The organism is Serratia sp. TSA_198.1 (assembly GCF_052686505.1).
Window position 1 is genome coordinate 286,566 of record NZ_JBQZFP010000001.1, and the last position, 15,143, is coordinate 301,708.

The following is a 15,143-nucleotide window of genomic DNA, read 5'->3' on the forward strand; positions in this document are numbered from 1 at the left end:
CCGTTTATCTCCCTCTATTCCCTTGATCGCAATCAATTTGCCGCCTTTGTCGCCTCAGTAGGCTGGCGGCAGATTGAGCATGTCTTCTTATAACGACAAGAGCCTTCAGGAGAACTCCGGATGAGCAAGTTTCTAGACCGTTTCCGCTATTTTAAGCAACTGGCGGAACCTTTTTCTGGCGATCATGGCCAGACGTTGAACACCAACCGCGACTGGGAAGACGGCTACCGCAGCCGCTGGCAGCACGACAAGATTGTGCGCTCGACCCACGGAGTGAACTGCACCGGCTCGTGCAGTTGGAAGATTTACGTCAAAAACGGCCTGGTGACCTGGGAAACCCAGCAGACCGATTACCCGCGCACCCGCCCCGATCTGCCCAATCATGAACCGCGCGGCTGCCCACGCGGCGCCAGCTATTCCTGGTATCTGTACAGCGCCAACCGACTGAAATATCCGCTGATGCGTAAACGCCTGATCGCACTGTGGCGTGAGGCGAAGGCGCTGCACAGCGATCCGGTCGATGCCTGGGGCTCTATCGTCTCCGACCCCGAAAAGTCAAAGAGCTATAAGGTCGCCCGCGGCCGCGGCGGCTTTGTGCGTTCCAGTTGGCAGGAGGTGAACGAACTGATCGCCGCCTCCAACGTTTATACCGCCAAAACCTTCGGCCCGGACCGCATCATCGGTTTCTCGCCGATCCCGGCGATGTCGATGGTGTCCTATGCCGCCGGCGCCCGTTATCTGTCGCTGATCGGCGGCACCTGCCTGAGCTTCTACGATTGGTATTGCGATCTGCCGCCGGCTTCGCCGATGACCTGGGGTGAGCAGACCGATGTGCCGGAATCTGCCGACTGGTACAACTCCTCTTATATCATCGCCTGGGGCTCTAACGTGCCGCAGACTCGCACCCCGGATGCCCATTTCTTCACCGAAGTGCGCTACAAAGGCACCAAAACCGTGGCGGTGACGCCGGACTACGCCGAAGTGGCCAAGCTGTGCGACCAATGGTTGAACCCCAAGCAGGGGACCGACAGCGCTATGGCGCTGGCGATGGGCCACGTGATGTTGAAAGAATTCCACCTGGATCGCGAGGTCGGTTATTTCCGCGACTATGTGCGCCGTTACACCGATATGCCGATGTTGGTCGTGCTGGAGCCGCGTGAAGCAGGTTATTACGCCGCCGGCCGCCTGCTGCGCGCCGCCGATCTGGTGGACGGCCTGGGGCAGGAAAACAATCCGGAGTGGAAAACCGTTGCTATCGACCAGCGCAGCGGCGAACTGGTGGCGCCGCAAGGGTCCATCGGTTTCCGCTGGGGCGAGCAGGGCAAATGGAACCTGGAACAGCGCGAAGGTAAAGGCCAACAGGACGTGGAGCTGCAACTGAGCCTGATGGGCGTTCATGACGAAATAGCCGAGGTGGGCTTCCCGTATTTTGGCGGCATAAAAACCGAGGGCGAGCACTTTAACAGCGTGGCGCTGGACGAGATCCTGCTGCACAAGCTGCCGGTAAAACGTCTGCGCCTGGCGGACGGCAGCGAAGCTTTGGTCACCAGCGTCTACGATCTGACTCTGGCCAACTACGGGTTGGAACGTGGCCTGGACGACGCCAACTGCGCCGCGAATTACGACGACGTCAAAGCTTACACGCCGGCCTGGGCCGAGCAGATCACCGGCGTGTCGCGCCACAACATTATCCGCATCGCCCGCGAATTCGCCGACAACGCCGAGAAAACCCGTGGCCGCTCAATGATTATCGTAGGTGCCGGCGTCAACCACTGGTACCACATGGACATGACCTACCGCGGCCTGATCAACATGCTGATCTTCTGCGGTTGCGTCGGCCAAAGCGGCGGCGGCTGGGCACACTATGTCGGCCAGGAAAAACTGCGGCCGCAAACCGGTTGGCTGCCGCTGGCGTTCGGGCTCGACTGGCAACGTCCGCCGCGCCATATGAACAGCACCTCGTTCTTCTATAACCACTCCAGCCAATGGCGCTATGAAACCGTCGCAACCGAAGAGCTGTTGTCGCCGCTGGCGGACAAGTCGCGCTTTGGCGGCAGCCTGATCGATCTCAACGTGCGTGCCGAACGCATGGGCTGGTTGCCCTCTGCGCCACAGCTGGGCGTTAACCCGCTGCATCTGGCGGCGCAGGCGAAAGCCGCCGGGCAGACGCCGGTAGATTTCACCGTCGACGCGCTGAAGACGGGGCGGCTTGGTTTCGCCGCCGAGCAACCGGACAACCCGCAGAACTTCCCGCGTAACCTGTTCGTCTGGCGCTCCAACCTGTTGGGCTCCTCCGGCAAGGGCCATGAGTACATGCTCAAATACCTGCTGGGCACTGAAAACGGCATCCAGGGCAAGGATCTGGGCCAACAGGGCGCTGCCAAGCCGCAGGAAGTGGAATGGCTGGATAACGGCGGCGAAGGCAAGCTGGATCTGGTGGTGACGCTCGATTTCCGCATGTCCAGCACCTGCCTTTATTCTGACATCGTGCTGCCGACCGCCACCTGGTACGAAAAAGACGACATGAATACCTCGGATATGCATCCGTTCATTCACCCGCTGTCGGCGGCGGTCGATCCGGCCTGGGATTCCAAGAGCGACTGGGAGATCTACAAGGGCATCGCCAAAGCCTTCTCTGAGGTGTGTGTAGGGCATTTGGCGCAGGAAACCGACGTGGTGACGCTGCCTATCCAGCACGACTCCCCGGCAGAACTGGCGCAACCTTATGGGGTGAAAGACTGGAAGAAGGGCGAATGCGAGCTGATCCCCGGTAAAACCGCGCCGCACATCTTAGTGGTGGAGCGCGACTACCCGGCCACCTACGAGCGCTTTACCTCGCTGGGCCCCTTGCTGGATAAGCTGGGCAACGGCGGTAAAGGCATCACCTGGAATACCCAGACCGAAGTCGATTTCCTGAAAAAACTCAACTACGTGAAAACCGAAGGCCCGGCGATGGGCCGGCCGAAGATTGAAAGCGCGATCGACGCCGCCGAGGTGATTTTGTCGCTGGCGCCGGAAACCAACGGGCAGGTGGCGGTCAAGGCGTGGGAAGCGTTGGGCAACATTACCGGCCGCGATCACCGCCATCTGGCGCTGAACAAGGAAGATGAAAAGATCCGCTTCCGCGATATCCAGGCTCAGCCGCGCAAAATCATTTCCAGCCCCACCTGGTCAGGGTTGGAAGATGAGCATGTGTCGTATAACGCCTGTTACACCAACGTGCATGAGCTGATCCCTTGGCGCACCCTCAGCGGTCGCCAGCAACTGTATCAGGATCACGAATGGATGCGCGCCTTTGGCGAAAGCCTGCTGGTGTATCGCCCGCCGATCGACACCCGCGCCGCGCAGCCGCTGCTGAACCGGAAGCCGAACGGCAACAAAGAGAAGGCGTTGAATTTCCTGACGCCGCACCAGAAATGGGGCATTCACTCCACCTACAGCGACAACCTGCTGATGCTGACCCTGTCGCGCGGCGGGCCGATTGTCTGGATGAGTGAAGACGACGCCCAGGATCTGGGCATCAAGGACAACGACTGGATCGAGGCCTTTAACGCCAACGGCGCGCTGACCGCGCGGGCGGTGGTCAGCCAGCGCATTCCTGCGGGCATGACCATGATGTACCACGCGCAGGAACGCATCGTGAATATTCCCGGTTCGGAAATCACCAGCCAGCGCGGCGGCATCCACAATTCGGTGACCCGCGTTTGCCCGAAACCGACCCACATGATCGGCGGTTATGCGCAGTTGGCCTACGGTTTCAACTATTACGGCACCGTCGGTTCCAACCGCGACGAGTTCGTGGTGGTGCGCAAAATGAACCGGATCGACTGGTTAGACGGTGAAGGCAACGACGACTCGCAGGGCAGCCGGCAGGAGAAAGCAAAATGAAAATTCGTTCGCAAGTCGGCATGGTGCTGAACCTGGACAAATGCATCGGTTGCCACACCTGTTCGGTGACCTGCAAGAACGTCTGGACCAGCCGTGAGGGCATGGAATACGCCTGGTTCAACAACGTGGAAAGCAAACCGGGCGTCGGCTATCCGCACGCCTGGGAAGATCAGGACAAATGGAAGGGCGGCTGGATCCGTAAAATCAACGGCAAACTGGAACCGCGCATGGGCAGCCGCGTTGGGCTGCTGTCGAAGATTTTCGCCAACCCGGACGTGCCGGCGCTGGACGACTATTACGAGCCGTTCGACTACGACTACCAGACTCTGCATACCGCGCCGCAGGGCAAGCATCAGCCGATCGCCCGGCCGCGCTCGCTGATCACCGGCCAGCGCATGAAGAAGATCGAAAACGGCCCGAACTGGGAAGAGATCCTCGGCGGCGAATTCGAAAAACGCGCGCAGGACAAAAACTTCGACAACATGCAGAAGGCGATGTACGGCCAGTTCGAAAACACCTTCATGATGTACCTGCCGCGCCTGTGCGAGCACTGCCTCAACCCGGCTTGCGTCGCTACCTGCCCGAGCGGGGCGATCTACAAGCGCGGCGAAGACGGCATTGTGCTTATCGATCAGGATAAATGCCGCGGCTGGCGCATGTGCCTGACCGGTTGCCCGTACAAGAAAATCTATTTCAACTGGAAGAGCGGCAAGTCCGAGAAATGCATCTTCTGTTATCCGCGCATTGAGTCCGGCCAGCCGACGGTCTGTTCGGAAACCTGCGTCGGCCGTATCCGTTATCTGGGCGTCCTGTTGTATGACGCCGACCGCATTGAACAGGCTGCCGCGGCCGAAAATGAGAAAGACCTTTACCAGAGCCAACTGGATATCTTCCTCGATCCACATGACCCGGCGGTGATTGCTCAGGCGCTGAAGGATGGCGTTCCGCAAGGGGTGATTGAGGCCGCCCAGCAGTCGCCAGTGTACAAAATGGCGATGGACTGGAAGCTGGCGCTGCCGCTGCACCCGGAATACCGCACGCTGCCGATGGTGTGGTATGTGCCGCCGTTGTCGCCGATCCAGTCCGCCGCAGATGCCGGTGAGCTGGCGCACAGCGGCGTGCTGCCGGACGTGGAAAGCCTGCGTATCCCGGTGCAATATCTGGCGAATCTGCTGACTGCCGGCGATACCGCGCCAGTGCTGTTGGCGCTGAAACGCATGCTGGCGATGCGCCACTACAAGCGCGCGGAAACCGTGGACGGCGTGGTGGATACCAGCGCGCTGGAGCAGGTGGGGCTTAGCGAAGCGCAGGCGCAGGAAATGTATCGCTATCTGGCGATCGCCAACTACGAGGACCGTTTCGTTATCCCGTCCAGCCACCGCGAACTGGCGCGAGAAGCCTTCCCGGAAAGCAAAGGCTGCGGTTTCAGTTTTGGCGACGGTTGTCACGGCAGCGACGGTAAATTCAATCTGTTCAACAGCCGTCGCATCGACGCCATCGACGTTACCCAAAAAACCGGCCGCCGGGAGGATATCTCATGATTAGCCTGAAAGTGATTGCTCGCCTGCTGGATTACCCGGAGCAGGCCTTGTTTGACCACCAAAAGGCGCTGATCGAGGCGCTGGAGCCGGCCAACGAGCTGGATTTGCACCGCAGCGCGCAGCTGATTTTGTTTATTCGCCGCTTCTGCGCCCGTCCGTTGCTGGACGTACAGGCCGAATACTGCGAGCTGTTCGATCGGGGCCGCGCCACCTCGCTGCTGCTGTTTGAGCACGTGCATGGCGAGTCACGCGATCGCGGTCAGGCGATGGTCGATCTGATGGCGCAATACCGCACCGCCGGGCTGGAGATCGACAGCCGCGAACTGCCGGATTTCCTGCCGTTGTATCTGGAGTATCTCGCCAGCCGCAGCCAGGCGCAGGCCGCTGAAGGGTTACAGGACATCGCCCCGATTCTGGCGCTGCTCGGCGCCCGGTTGCAGCAGCGCGAAAGCCCGTATGCGGTGCTGTTTGATCTGTTGCTGACGCTGTCCGGCACCGGCGTCGATAGCGCCAGCCTGGAGAGCCAGGTGGCGGGTGAGGCCAGGGACGACACGCCGCAGGCGCTGGACGCGGTGTGGGAAGAGGAGCAGATCAAGTTTTTAGGTGAGCAGGGCTGCGCTTCGGCACAGCAGACGGCGCACCAGCGGCGTTTTGCCGGCGCCGTGGCGCCACAGTACCTGGACCTGACGCAGGCGCTAACCGGAACCAAAGGACGCTAATCATGCAATTTTTGAATCTGTTCTTCTTCGATATTTACCCTTATCTGGCGGGAGCGATTTTTCTGATCGGCAGTTGGCTGCGCTACGATTACGGGCAATACAGCTGGCGCGCCGGTTCTAGCCAGATGCTGGACAAAAAAGGCGTGCGTCTGGCCTCCAACCTGTTCCACATCGGTATCCTGGGCATCTTCGCCGGGCACTTTCTCGGCATGCTGACGCCGCACTGGATGTATGAAGCCTTCCTGCCTATCGATGTGAAGCAGAAACTGGCGATGATCGCCGGCGGTGCCTGCGGCGTGATGACGCTGATCGGCGGCGCGCTGCTGCTGAAACGCCGTCTGACCAATGCGCGAGTGCGTGCCACCAGCAGCTTTGCCGATATCATGATCCTGACGTTGCTGGTGGTGCAGGTGTGTCTTGGCCTGCTGACCATTCCGTTCTCCGCCCAGCATATGGACGGCAGCGAAATGATGAAGCTGGTGGCCTGGGCGCAGGCGGTGGTGACTTTCCATGCCGGAGCGTCACACTACCTGGTGGGCGTAGCGCCGATCTTTAAACTGCATATGGTACTGGGCATGACGCTGTTCGTGCTGTTCCCGTTCTGCCGCCTGGTGCATATCTGGAGCGTGCCGGTGGAATACCTGACCCGCCGTTACCAACTGGTACGCAACCGCCGCTAAGCATCGCAACACCAGAATCAACACGGCGAGATCCCCTTCTTGCCCTCAACACAAATGCACCTTAATCGGTGCATTTTTGCTGTCTTGCCCTGACGTCAATATCTCAGTATGGTTACGATGGCTGCGCCGGCGGATACCGGTTGCTTGCACCGCATAACTACGATCGCTAGCCCAGATTCAAGGGGCATTTGGGAAATTAAAAACCGGGGATGACCTGCCGCCGTCGCCATGCCGACAGCGCCGGGAGGTCGCTTTATGGATATTCAGGTTACTTATTAATAATAATGACAATACACTCTGGTTCACCCGCTTTGTTACCTCTCAAAGTCATCGCCACCGGCGTGGCTTTGCCGCCAAACTGTATAGCGTCCTCCGCGCTGGATAGCCTGTTGGGCAAACCGGCCGGCTATGTTGAAAAACGCTCGGGGATTGTTCACCGTTTTCACGCCACCGACGACGCCAGTCAGGCCGAACTGGCCGCTGCCGCATTACATGACGCCTTGGCCCGCCACTCGCTTCACGCACACTCGATTGACCTGCTGATTTCCGCCTCGGCGATTTCTGTCCAGGCGCTACCTTGCACCGCTGCGCACATTCTCAAGGTAGCCGGACTGGCGCCAGGCACCCCAGGTTTTGACATCAACAGCAGTTGCGTGAGCTTTATCTCCGCCCTGCAGGTGGCCGCCGGGCTGCTGAATGCCGGCACCTATCGGCGCATTGCCATAGTGTCGGCGGATTTGGCTTCGCGCGGCATCGACTGGGAGCATGAGGAGTCCTCGCTGATCTTTGGCGACGGCGCGGCCTGCGCCATTGTCGAACGCGGCGACGGCGCCGGCGGCATTCTGGCAAGCTTGGTGGAAACCTATCCGGCGGGCAGCGAGCTGTGTGAGATCCGCGCGGGCGGCACCCGCCGTAATCCGCGCGCCGGCATGACCGCCAGCGATTTTCTGTTCCATATGCAGGGCAAACAGCTGTTCAGGCAGGCTTCGGCATTGATCGAAGGCTATCTTGCCCGCTTGCTGGCGGCCGGCGGGCTGACACTGGCGCAAATCGCCACCGTGGTGCCGCATCAGGCGAGCCATCTTTCGCTCGAACACATGCGCAAGCGCCTGCACGTTTCCAACGAGGTGTTGGTGGATATTTATCCCTACCACGGCAATCAGGTCGCGGCATCCATTCCTACGGCGCTGCACGCAGCGGTCACTCAAGGCCGCTTTAATCCCGGCAAACCGGTGATGCTGATCGGCACCGCCGCCGGGCTGTCGCTGGCCGGCATGGTGTTGCTGCCATGAAGGTGCTGGTTACCGGGGCCACCAGCGGTCTGGGGCGCAATGCGGCGCAGTGGTTGCTGGAGGCGGGTCATCAGGTGCGCGCCACCGGGCGCGACAGCCAGGCCGGACAGAGGTTGCGTCAGATGGGCGCCGAATTTGTCCCGCTGGATTTGGTGCAGGCTACGCTGGAGCAGTGCCGACAACTGATGGCCGACTGCGATTGGGTCTGGCACTGCGCGGCAAAATCTTCACCCTGGGGCGATAAAAACGCGTTCTATCAGGCCAATGCTACCGCGACGGAAAAACTGGCGGAGGCGGCCGGCCAGTGCGGCATCCGGCGTTTTATTCATATTTCCACCCCGGCGATTTACTTCGATTTTCGTCCGCATCAGGATGTTGATGAGGGTTACCGCGCCCGACGCTTCGCCAACCATTACGCAGGCAGCAAGTATGCCGCCGAGCAGCGGTTGCAGGCGCTGGTGCCGCGCTACCCGCAAACCACCTACGTTATTCTGCGCCCCAGGGGCCTGTTTGGGCCGCATGACCGGGTGATTGTGCCTAGGTTGCTGCAACAGCTCGAACGCGATGGGGGCGTGTTGCGCTTGCCCAGCGGTGGGCGGGCGATGCTGGATCTGACGTTTGTGTTGAACGTGGTGCATGCGATGGACCTGGCCAGTTGCCGGCCCCGGTTGGCATCCGGCGCGGTTTACAACATCACCAATCACCAGCCGCAGCGGCTGGCTGACATGCTGCACGCCTTGTTGCACCAGCAGTTGGGGCTGAATTACCGACTGCAAGCGGTGCCGTACCCGTTGCTCTACGCGTTGGCCGGCGGGCTTGAACTGTTGGCTCGCTTTACCGGCAAAGAACCGTTGCTGACGCGCTACAGCGTGGCGGCGGTGCATTTCGATATGACGCTGAGCCAAGCCCGCGCCGTTGAAGAGCTGGGCTATCGGCCGCGCTATTCGATGGAGGAGGGGATCCGCCTGACCGGCGAGTGGCTTAAAAATCCGCGGGGGGCGAACCATGGCTAAGGTCAGGGTCTTTGAAGTGGGCTACTGCACTCACATTGGTTGCATGGCGCTGCGCGGGGCGGGTTTGCGGGTGTGTAAATTCCCGGCACGCGCTTACCTGCTGGAGGTAGGGAACCGCCGCTGGCTGTGGGATACCGGTTATGCGCATTATTTCCAGCAGCAAACGCAGTCGGGCATTTTTCGCCTTTACCGCCATATGACGCCGGTCTATTTCGATCCCGCAGAGTCGCTGGCGCAGCAGTTGCGCGGCGCCGGTTATGCCGCCAATGATATTCAGGCTCTGATTGTTTCGCACTTTCATGCCGATCACATTGCCGGGTTGCGTGATTTTAATCATCTCGAGTTTATCTGCTCTGGTGAAGGCTGGCAGCAAACCCGCACGCTGCGTGGCTTTGCTGCGTTAAAACGCGCTTTTATCCCCGGTTTGATCCCCGACGATTTCGAGAGTGGCCTGCACTTTATCGAGGGCTTTCCGCAGGTGAGTCTGCCTGCGCTGCTGGCACCTTTTGAGCGGGGATATGTGCTGCCGGGCAGTGAAGGGCAGATCCTGCTGGTGCCGTTACCCGGTCACGCGGCGGGCCATATCGGCGCGTTTATTCTCACCGAGAGCGGCTGGACGCTGTTGGCCAGCGATGCCGCCTGGTCGCCCTTGAGCTATCAGCAACTGCGAGGGCCGTCAGTGCTGGCCAATCTGGTGATGGACGATCCCAAAGGCTATTACCGCACGCTGGAACGGCTGAACCAACTGTGGGCGGGCGGCAACGTGAACATTCTTCTGTGCCACGAGGGGGATCTATGATCCCGTTAATGACGCTGTGGCACTATTTTCGCGCCCGGCGCTTAATTTTTGCCGATCGCGCGGCACTGGAGGCGCATCAGGCCAAACGGCTTAACGTCTTCGCCCGCCGGGTGCTGGCGAGAAGCCCTTACTTCAGGCGCTTCAGCCGGCAACCGATCGCCGCCTGGCCGCTGATGGACAAGGCGCTGATGATGGCGCAATTCGACCAAATGAATACCGCCGGGTTGCAGCGCGACACGTTGCTCGCCTGCGCGCAGCGCAGCGAGACTGAGCGGGATTTCACGCCGAAAATCGGTAAATACAGCGTTGGGTTGTCTTCTGGCACTTCCGGTCAGCGCGGCATTTTCGTCGTCGGCCCGCGCGAGCAGCAAGTCTGGGCCGGCGGCATGTTGGCGAAGATGCTGCCGGATGGGCTGTTTGCGGGCGAACGCGTCGCGCTGTTTCTGCGGGCGGACAATAACCTCTATCAGAGCGTCAATAATCGCTGGCTGAGTCTGGATTTCTATGACCTGTTTGCCCCGTTTAGCGCACAGTTGCCGCGCCTGGAGCAGCAGGCACCCACCCTGATTGTGGCACCGGCCCAGGTACTGCGCGCGCTGGCCTTGGCGGTGCTGAATAAACAGATCGTCCTCAACGTGAAAAAAGTGATTTCGGTGGCGGAGGTATTGGAGGAACAGGATCGCCGCTTGCTGGCGCAGGTTTTTCCGACGGTGGGCGAGGTGTATCAGGCCACCGAGGGGTTCCTGGCCGCCACCTGCGCGCACGGCACGCTGCATCTGAACGAAGAGTTTTTGCATATTGAACCGCAGTGGCTCGATGAGCACCGTTTTACCCCCTTGATCACCGACTTTACCCGCAGCACCCAGCCGATAGTGCGTTATCGGTTGGATGACGTGCTGGTCAGGCGCCCCGAACCCTGCCCGTGTGGGCAGCCGACGATGGCGCTAGCCCGCATTGAAGGGCGCAGGGACGATCAACTGATTCTGCCGGATAGGCAGCGGCAAGCCCAGGTGGTCTTTGCCGACTTGTGCAGCCGGGCGATTGCCAATGCGCTGCCGCTGACCAGCGACTATCGGCTGATTCAACACGCGCCACGGCGTCTGCAATTGATTGCCGATGGCACCCAGGCTGAGTTGGCGCATTGTCAGGCGCACCTGGTCGAGGTGCTCGGGCAACAGGGCATTGCTACCGACCTGCTGGAGTGGCAATTAACGGTACAGGCGGTGATGCCGGAATTTGACAGAAAAAGACGGCGGATCATCCGGTTGGCGGGGATGGCATGAAAACAATCCTGTTTCGGCTAAGGCAGATGTTGTTGGGCTGGGGATTTGTTGGGGTCATTTATTCCAGCGCCGATCGGTGGCAAGGGGCGGGGCACCTGATATCGCCTGCGGCGATTGACCGCTGGATCCCCTTCAGCCCGGCTGCCGTTTGGCTGTATCTGTCTTTCTTTATCCTCATTCCGCTGGGGTATTTGCTGGCACCGGCTCATCGGGTCAAATGGCTGGCAACGGCCATGCAACTGACCGCTCTGGGGGCCGGCGCCATATACCTGTTGTGGCCGACCACGATGGCATATCCGGTGGATAGCGGCACCGGTTTAAGCTCTGAGGTGCTGGCGGCACTGATTGGAGTAGATTCACCGCAAAATTGCCTGCCCTCGTTGCATATGGCGCTGACGGTATTGGCGGTGTGGGCGCTCAGCGACCGGCAGCGTAAGGTGAGGACGGTGCTTTTGCTGGTTTGGGCGGCGGCGATCGCCGTTTCAATTTTGCAACTGCGCCGTCATTTGTTTGTCGATCTGGTGAGCGGGGCGCTACTGGCGTTGCTGGCCGGCTGGCTGGCCCTGCACATTAAAGGCGCCCGGCGAGATAGGGTAAAAGGAGAGGCAGGATGAGCGATTTAGCCATGCCGATAGTGTTCATGCTGTTTGTCGTCGTCGGCGAAGCCGGGGTATTGCAGTGGGTGCAACGGCAGCGGGTCAACTGGCATGACGTGGTGTTCAATTTGAATTCCGGTCATATCATGCTGTGGCTGTTTCGCGGGCTGGAGATCACCTGCTACGGCTATGTGGCCGCGCATTTCAGCTTGGGCCTGCTGGATGGCTGGCCCAAGCTGTTGATGTGGTTGTTTGCGCTGCTGGCATGGGATTTCGGTTTTTACTGGCTGCACCGCTTGCACCATTATCTGCGGGTGTTGTGGGCGGTACACGTGGTGCACCACCAGGGCGAGCATTTCAATCTGTCGCTGGGGGTCCGTAACTCCTGGTATTCGTCGCTGACCTCGATACCGTTCTTTTTACTGCTGGCGCTGGTGGGCGTGCCGCTGACGGTGTTTGTCACGGTCTCGATCCTGCATTACAGCATCCAACTGTTTAACCACAATGCCCTGACGCCCCGGCTTGGCGTGCTGGAGAAAATTCTGGTCACTCCGGCCCACCACCGGGTACATCATGTCAAAGACCCGGCCTATTCGAACAAGAACTTCGGCGGCAGTTTTATTTTCTGGGACAAGCTGTTCGGCACTTTTTGCCCGAGCCTGCCTGAAACGCCGTTTGCCTATGGTGTCGGTGGGGATAAAGCCTCCGACAACCCGTTTTGGGCCAGTAACCTGCCGTTCTTGCGTTATTTCCGCCTTGCGTGGCGCCCGACAGCGGCGAACGTTAGCTTCCGCTGTTCGGCATTCAGCCTGTTCAGCGGCGCGATGCTGTTATTTACCCTGGTGATTGGCTATGTCGACCAGTATGGCTACGGCTACGCCGACACTCACTGGCCGCAAATGGCGCTGCTGGCGTTGCTGGCGCTGGGATCGGTCGCGTTGGGCGGCATGTCGGAAGGGCGCGGCTGGGCGATTGTCGCCTGGCTGCTGGTGACGCTGGGAATGATGTTGCTGTTTATGGGGTATCTTGGCTGGCCGCAACGCTATTGGCACATCACCATGGCGGCTACCGCGCTGCATGCCCTGTGCGTGGCACTGGGCTGGGGGCGGAAAGCGGCGCCTGCACCGGAGGAAGAACCCGATGGCTGACACGCTTTCGCCGCTGAGTTTCCCCGCCGCCGGGGAACAGGCGTTTCATCGCGCGCTTAAGCGTGCGGCGCATGCTTATCTGGCGGATGACCATCGCTACGCCGACGCCGGGCGGCTGGCGTTGGCGGCACTGCTGCTGGCGTTGTGCGGCGGTTTTTATGCCCTGGCGCTGATGCAGCAGCAGGCGTGGGCGTTTTTCGGCTGCTATTTCCTGTTTGTGATTATGGGGATGCTGCTTAACGTGAATGTGAATCACGATGCCTCGCACAATGCCTTTCTGCGCCCCCCCTGGGCGAACCGTCTGGTGGGGCGGCTGGTAACCCTGCCATTGGGGGTGGATCCGGATTACTGGCGGGTACGCCATGTGGAGTATCACCACGTTTACGCCAACGTTGAACATTACGATCTGGACACCGAGGAGAACGGTTTCTTTCGCCAGACGCCGTTCCAGCGTTGGCGCAAGCATATGCGTTATCAGCATCTTTACTGGCCGCTGATCGCAGCGCTCTCCTTGCCTTATATCGCCTGGATTTTTGATTGGTCGGATCGCCTGGGCAAAACCCCGCTGCATGAAAAGAACATTTTGCCGGGCCGTGGCGGTTGGGCGGTGTTTATCCTGTGCAAAATTGGACATCTGTTGTTGGTGCTGGGCGTGCCGCTGGTGCTGTGCCAACACAATGGCATTGGCTGGCCGTGGGTATTGCTGACCTACACGCTCAGCCAGATGTGCGCCTCGCTGTTGGTGGTGTTCTTGTTACTGGGCACCCACTGGGCACAGGCCGAGTTTTACCCAGTGCCTGAGGGGGCGAGCATGCCGCACGGTTGGTATCGTCACAACTTCGCCACCGCCTGCGACTGGCTGACGTCCCCGCGCTGGCTGCAGCATTTGACCGGTGGGCTGAATTATCACCTGACCCACCATCTGTTCCCCGGCTGGAATCATCGCCATTATCCGGCGCTGGCCAACATTGTGGCGCAGTTGGCCGCACAGCACGGCATGGAATACCGCTGTATCGGCTATCGCGAACTGCTGGCGCAACAACAGCAGTTTTTACGCCGCATGGGGCAGCCATGAAGCCGCTGCGTCCGCTGGCTTTTCGGCGCGATGATACCGGGCTGCATCGTGCATTGATGCAGGCGGCCCATGACTATCTGGCCGTCAATCGCGACCACCGTTTCGCCGATGTCGGCATGTTGGCGAAGGTGGCGGTGCTGCTGGCGCTGTGCGCGCTCTGTTATGTTGTTGGCCTGCAGCAGCGGAACGTCTGGGCCTATTTCGCCTGCTATTTCGGCTTTATCTTTATCGGCATGTTTCTGACGGTAAACGTGGTGCACGATGCTTCGCACAACGCGTTTTTCAAACGGCCCTGGGCCAACCGCTGGTTGAACGGCCTGGTCAGCATCCCGCTCGGGCTGGACTCTGATTGCTGGCGTGTGCGGCACGTTATTTTTCATCATGCGCACAACAATATCGAACACTACGATCCCGATATCGACGCCAACGGCGTGCTGCGTCAGACGCCGTTCCAGCGCTGGAAACCCTTTATGCGCGCACAGCGATATTACTGGCCGTTGGTGGCGGCCATGACATTCCCGTATTACATCTGGTTGTTCGACTGGCTGGATCGGGCGGGAAGAACCCGGGTGGCGGCACGCATGGCGCAGCAAGGGGCGCGCGGTTGGGGCATTTTTCTGGCGGGCAAAGCGGCGCATTTTCTTCTGGCGCTGGCGATCCCGGGTTATCTGCTGCCACCGGAGATCGGCATCAGCGAGATCCTGCTGGTTTATCTGCTGAGCCAGATGCTCTCTTCACTGCTGTTCGTGATGCTGATCATCGGCACCCACTGGGCCAAGGCGAAATTTTATCAGGCGCCGGAGCAGGGGGCGTTACCACACGGCAGGTATCGCCACGTGTTCGCTACCACCTTTGACTGGCGCACCCGGCCGCGCTGGCTGGGGTATTGGCTGGGCGGGGCGAATCTGCATCTGACGCATCACCTGTTCCCGCACTGGAGCCACCGGCATTATCCCGCGTTGAGCCGCATCATTACCGAGGTGGCCCCGCGCTATGGTATCGACTATCGGGTACTTGAACTGGGGGAGTTGCTGCGGTTACAGCAGCGTTTTCTCAGCGAGATGGGGCGAAAACCGCCGCAGGTATAATTGAGGGATTATGCTGTCGCA

Annotated in this window: 12 protein-coding genes; all 12 read left to right on the forward strand. The window is 60.1% G+C overall.

From position 1 onward, the window contains the following. Positions 1-120: 120 nt before the first annotated feature. Positions 121-3,888, forward strand: a complete 3,768-nt coding sequence (locus ACUTSW_RS01320) for a nitrate reductase subunit alpha (protein ID WP_445583490.1) — start codon at positions 121-123, stop codon at positions 3,886-3,888. Continuing rightward, positions 3,885-5,429 (forward strand): nitrate reductase subunit beta, encoded by a 1,545-nt coding sequence (gene narH, locus ACUTSW_RS01325; protein ID WP_445583491.1) that lies wholly within the window; start codon positions 3,885-3,887, stop codon positions 5,427-5,429. Before ACUTSW_RS01320 ends, narH begins: the two co-directional genes overlap by 4 nt. Continuing rightward, positions 5,426-6,148, forward strand: a complete 723-nt coding sequence (narJ, locus tag ACUTSW_RS01330; protein WP_445583492.1) for a nitrate reductase molybdenum cofactor assembly chaperone — start codon at positions 5,426-5,428, stop codon at positions 6,146-6,148. Before narH ends, narJ begins: the two co-directional genes overlap by 4 nt. A gap of 2 nt (positions 6,149-6,150) precedes the next feature. Continuing rightward, a complete protein-coding gene (gene narI / locus ACUTSW_RS01335) occupies positions 6,151-6,828 on the forward strand; it encodes a respiratory nitrate reductase subunit gamma (protein WP_062871128.1) in 678 nt (225 codons plus the stop codon). 284 nt (positions 6,829-7,112) lie between these two features. Then, positions 7,113-8,120 carry a 3-oxoacyl-[acyl-carrier-protein] synthase III C-terminal domain-containing protein gene (locus ACUTSW_RS01340; RefSeq protein WP_445583493.1) on the forward strand — a complete coding sequence of 336 codons (1,008 nt, stop codon included), beginning with the start codon at positions 7,113-7,115 and terminating at the stop codon, positions 8,118-8,120. Beyond that, positions 8,117-9,133 (forward strand): NAD-dependent epimerase/dehydratase family protein, encoded by a 1,017-nt coding sequence (locus ACUTSW_RS01345; protein ID WP_445583494.1) that lies wholly within the window; start codon positions 8,117-8,119, stop codon positions 9,131-9,133. The genes ACUTSW_RS01340 and ACUTSW_RS01345 overlap by 4 nt, the downstream gene beginning before the upstream one ends. Further along, positions 9,126-9,932 (forward strand): MBL fold metallo-hydrolase, encoded by an 807-nt coding sequence (locus ACUTSW_RS01350; RefSeq protein ID WP_445583495.1) that lies wholly within the window; start codon positions 9,126-9,128, stop codon positions 9,930-9,932. The genes ACUTSW_RS01345 and ACUTSW_RS01350 overlap by 8 nt, the downstream gene beginning before the upstream one ends. Next, a complete protein-coding gene (locus ACUTSW_RS01355) occupies positions 9,929-11,215 on the forward strand; it encodes a F390 synthetase-related protein (protein ID WP_445583496.1) in 1,287 nt (428 codons plus the stop codon). The genes ACUTSW_RS01350 and ACUTSW_RS01355 overlap by 4 nt, the downstream gene beginning before the upstream one ends. Next, entirely contained in the window at positions 11,212-11,829 is a 618-nt protein-coding gene (locus ACUTSW_RS01360) for a phosphatase PAP2 family protein (RefSeq protein ID WP_445583497.1), read from the forward strand. The genes ACUTSW_RS01355 and ACUTSW_RS01360 overlap by 4 nt, the downstream gene beginning before the upstream one ends. Continuing rightward, a complete protein-coding gene (locus ACUTSW_RS01365; RefSeq protein ID WP_445583498.1) occupies positions 11,826-12,959 on the forward strand; it encodes a sterol desaturase family protein in 1,134 nt (377 codons plus the stop codon). Before ACUTSW_RS01360 ends, ACUTSW_RS01365 begins: the two co-directional genes overlap by 4 nt. Then, positions 12,952-14,034 carry a fatty acid desaturase family protein gene (locus ACUTSW_RS01370; RefSeq protein WP_445583499.1) on the forward strand — a complete coding sequence of 361 codons (1,083 nt, stop codon included), beginning with the start codon at positions 12,952-12,954 and terminating at the stop codon, positions 14,032-14,034. The genes ACUTSW_RS01365 and ACUTSW_RS01370 overlap by 8 nt, the downstream gene beginning before the upstream one ends. Next, positions 14,031-15,122, forward strand: coding sequence for a fatty acid desaturase family protein (locus ACUTSW_RS01375; protein ID WP_445583500.1), 1,092 nt, complete (start codon positions 14,031-14,033; stop codon positions 15,120-15,122). The genes ACUTSW_RS01370 and ACUTSW_RS01375 overlap by 4 nt, the downstream gene beginning before the upstream one ends. The last annotated feature ends 21 nt before the right edge of the window (positions 15,123-15,143 follow it).

Excerpts from the sequence above, each read along its gene's own strand:
- ACUTSW_RS01365 (WP_445583498.1), top strand. The coding sequence starts at position 11,826 with ATGAGCGATTTAGCCATGCCGATAGTGTTCATGCTGTTTGTCGTCGTC.
- narJ (WP_445583492.1), top strand. The coding sequence starts at position 5,426 with ATGATTAGCCTGAAAGTGATTGCTCGCCTGCTGGATTACCCGGAGCAG.
- ACUTSW_RS01340 (WP_445583493.1), top strand. The coding sequence starts at position 7,113 with ATGACAATACACTCTGGTTCACCCGCTTTGTTACCTCTCAAAGTCATC.
- ACUTSW_RS01345 (WP_445583494.1), top strand. The coding sequence starts at position 8,117 with ATGAAGGTGCTGGTTACCGGGGCCACCAGCGGTCTGGGGCGCAATGCG.
- ACUTSW_RS01360 (WP_445583497.1), top strand. The coding sequence starts at position 11,212 with ATGAAAACAATCCTGTTTCGGCTAAGGCAGATGTTGTTGGGCTGGGGA.
- narH (WP_445583491.1), top strand. The coding sequence starts at position 3,885 with ATGAAAATTCGTTCGCAAGTCGGCATGGTGCTGAACCTGGACAAATGC.
- ACUTSW_RS01350 (WP_445583495.1), top strand. The coding sequence starts at position 9,126 with ATGGCTAAGGTCAGGGTCTTTGAAGTGGGCTACTGCACTCACATTGGT.
- ACUTSW_RS01320 (WP_445583490.1), top strand. The coding sequence starts at position 121 with ATGAGCAAGTTTCTAGACCGTTTCCGCTATTTTAAGCAACTGGCGGAA.
- narI (WP_062871128.1), top strand. The coding sequence starts at position 6,151 with ATGCAATTTTTGAATCTGTTCTTCTTCGATATTTACCCTTATCTGGCG.
- ACUTSW_RS01370 (WP_445583499.1), top strand. The coding sequence starts at position 12,952 with ATGGCTGACACGCTTTCGCCGCTGAGTTTCCCCGCCGCCGGGGAACAG.
- ACUTSW_RS01375 (WP_445583500.1), top strand. The coding sequence starts at position 14,031 with ATGAAGCCGCTGCGTCCGCTGGCTTTTCGGCGCGATGATACCGGGCTG.
- ACUTSW_RS01355 (WP_445583496.1), top strand. The coding sequence starts at position 9,929 with ATGATCCCGTTAATGACGCTGTGGCACTATTTTCGCGCCCGGCGCTTA.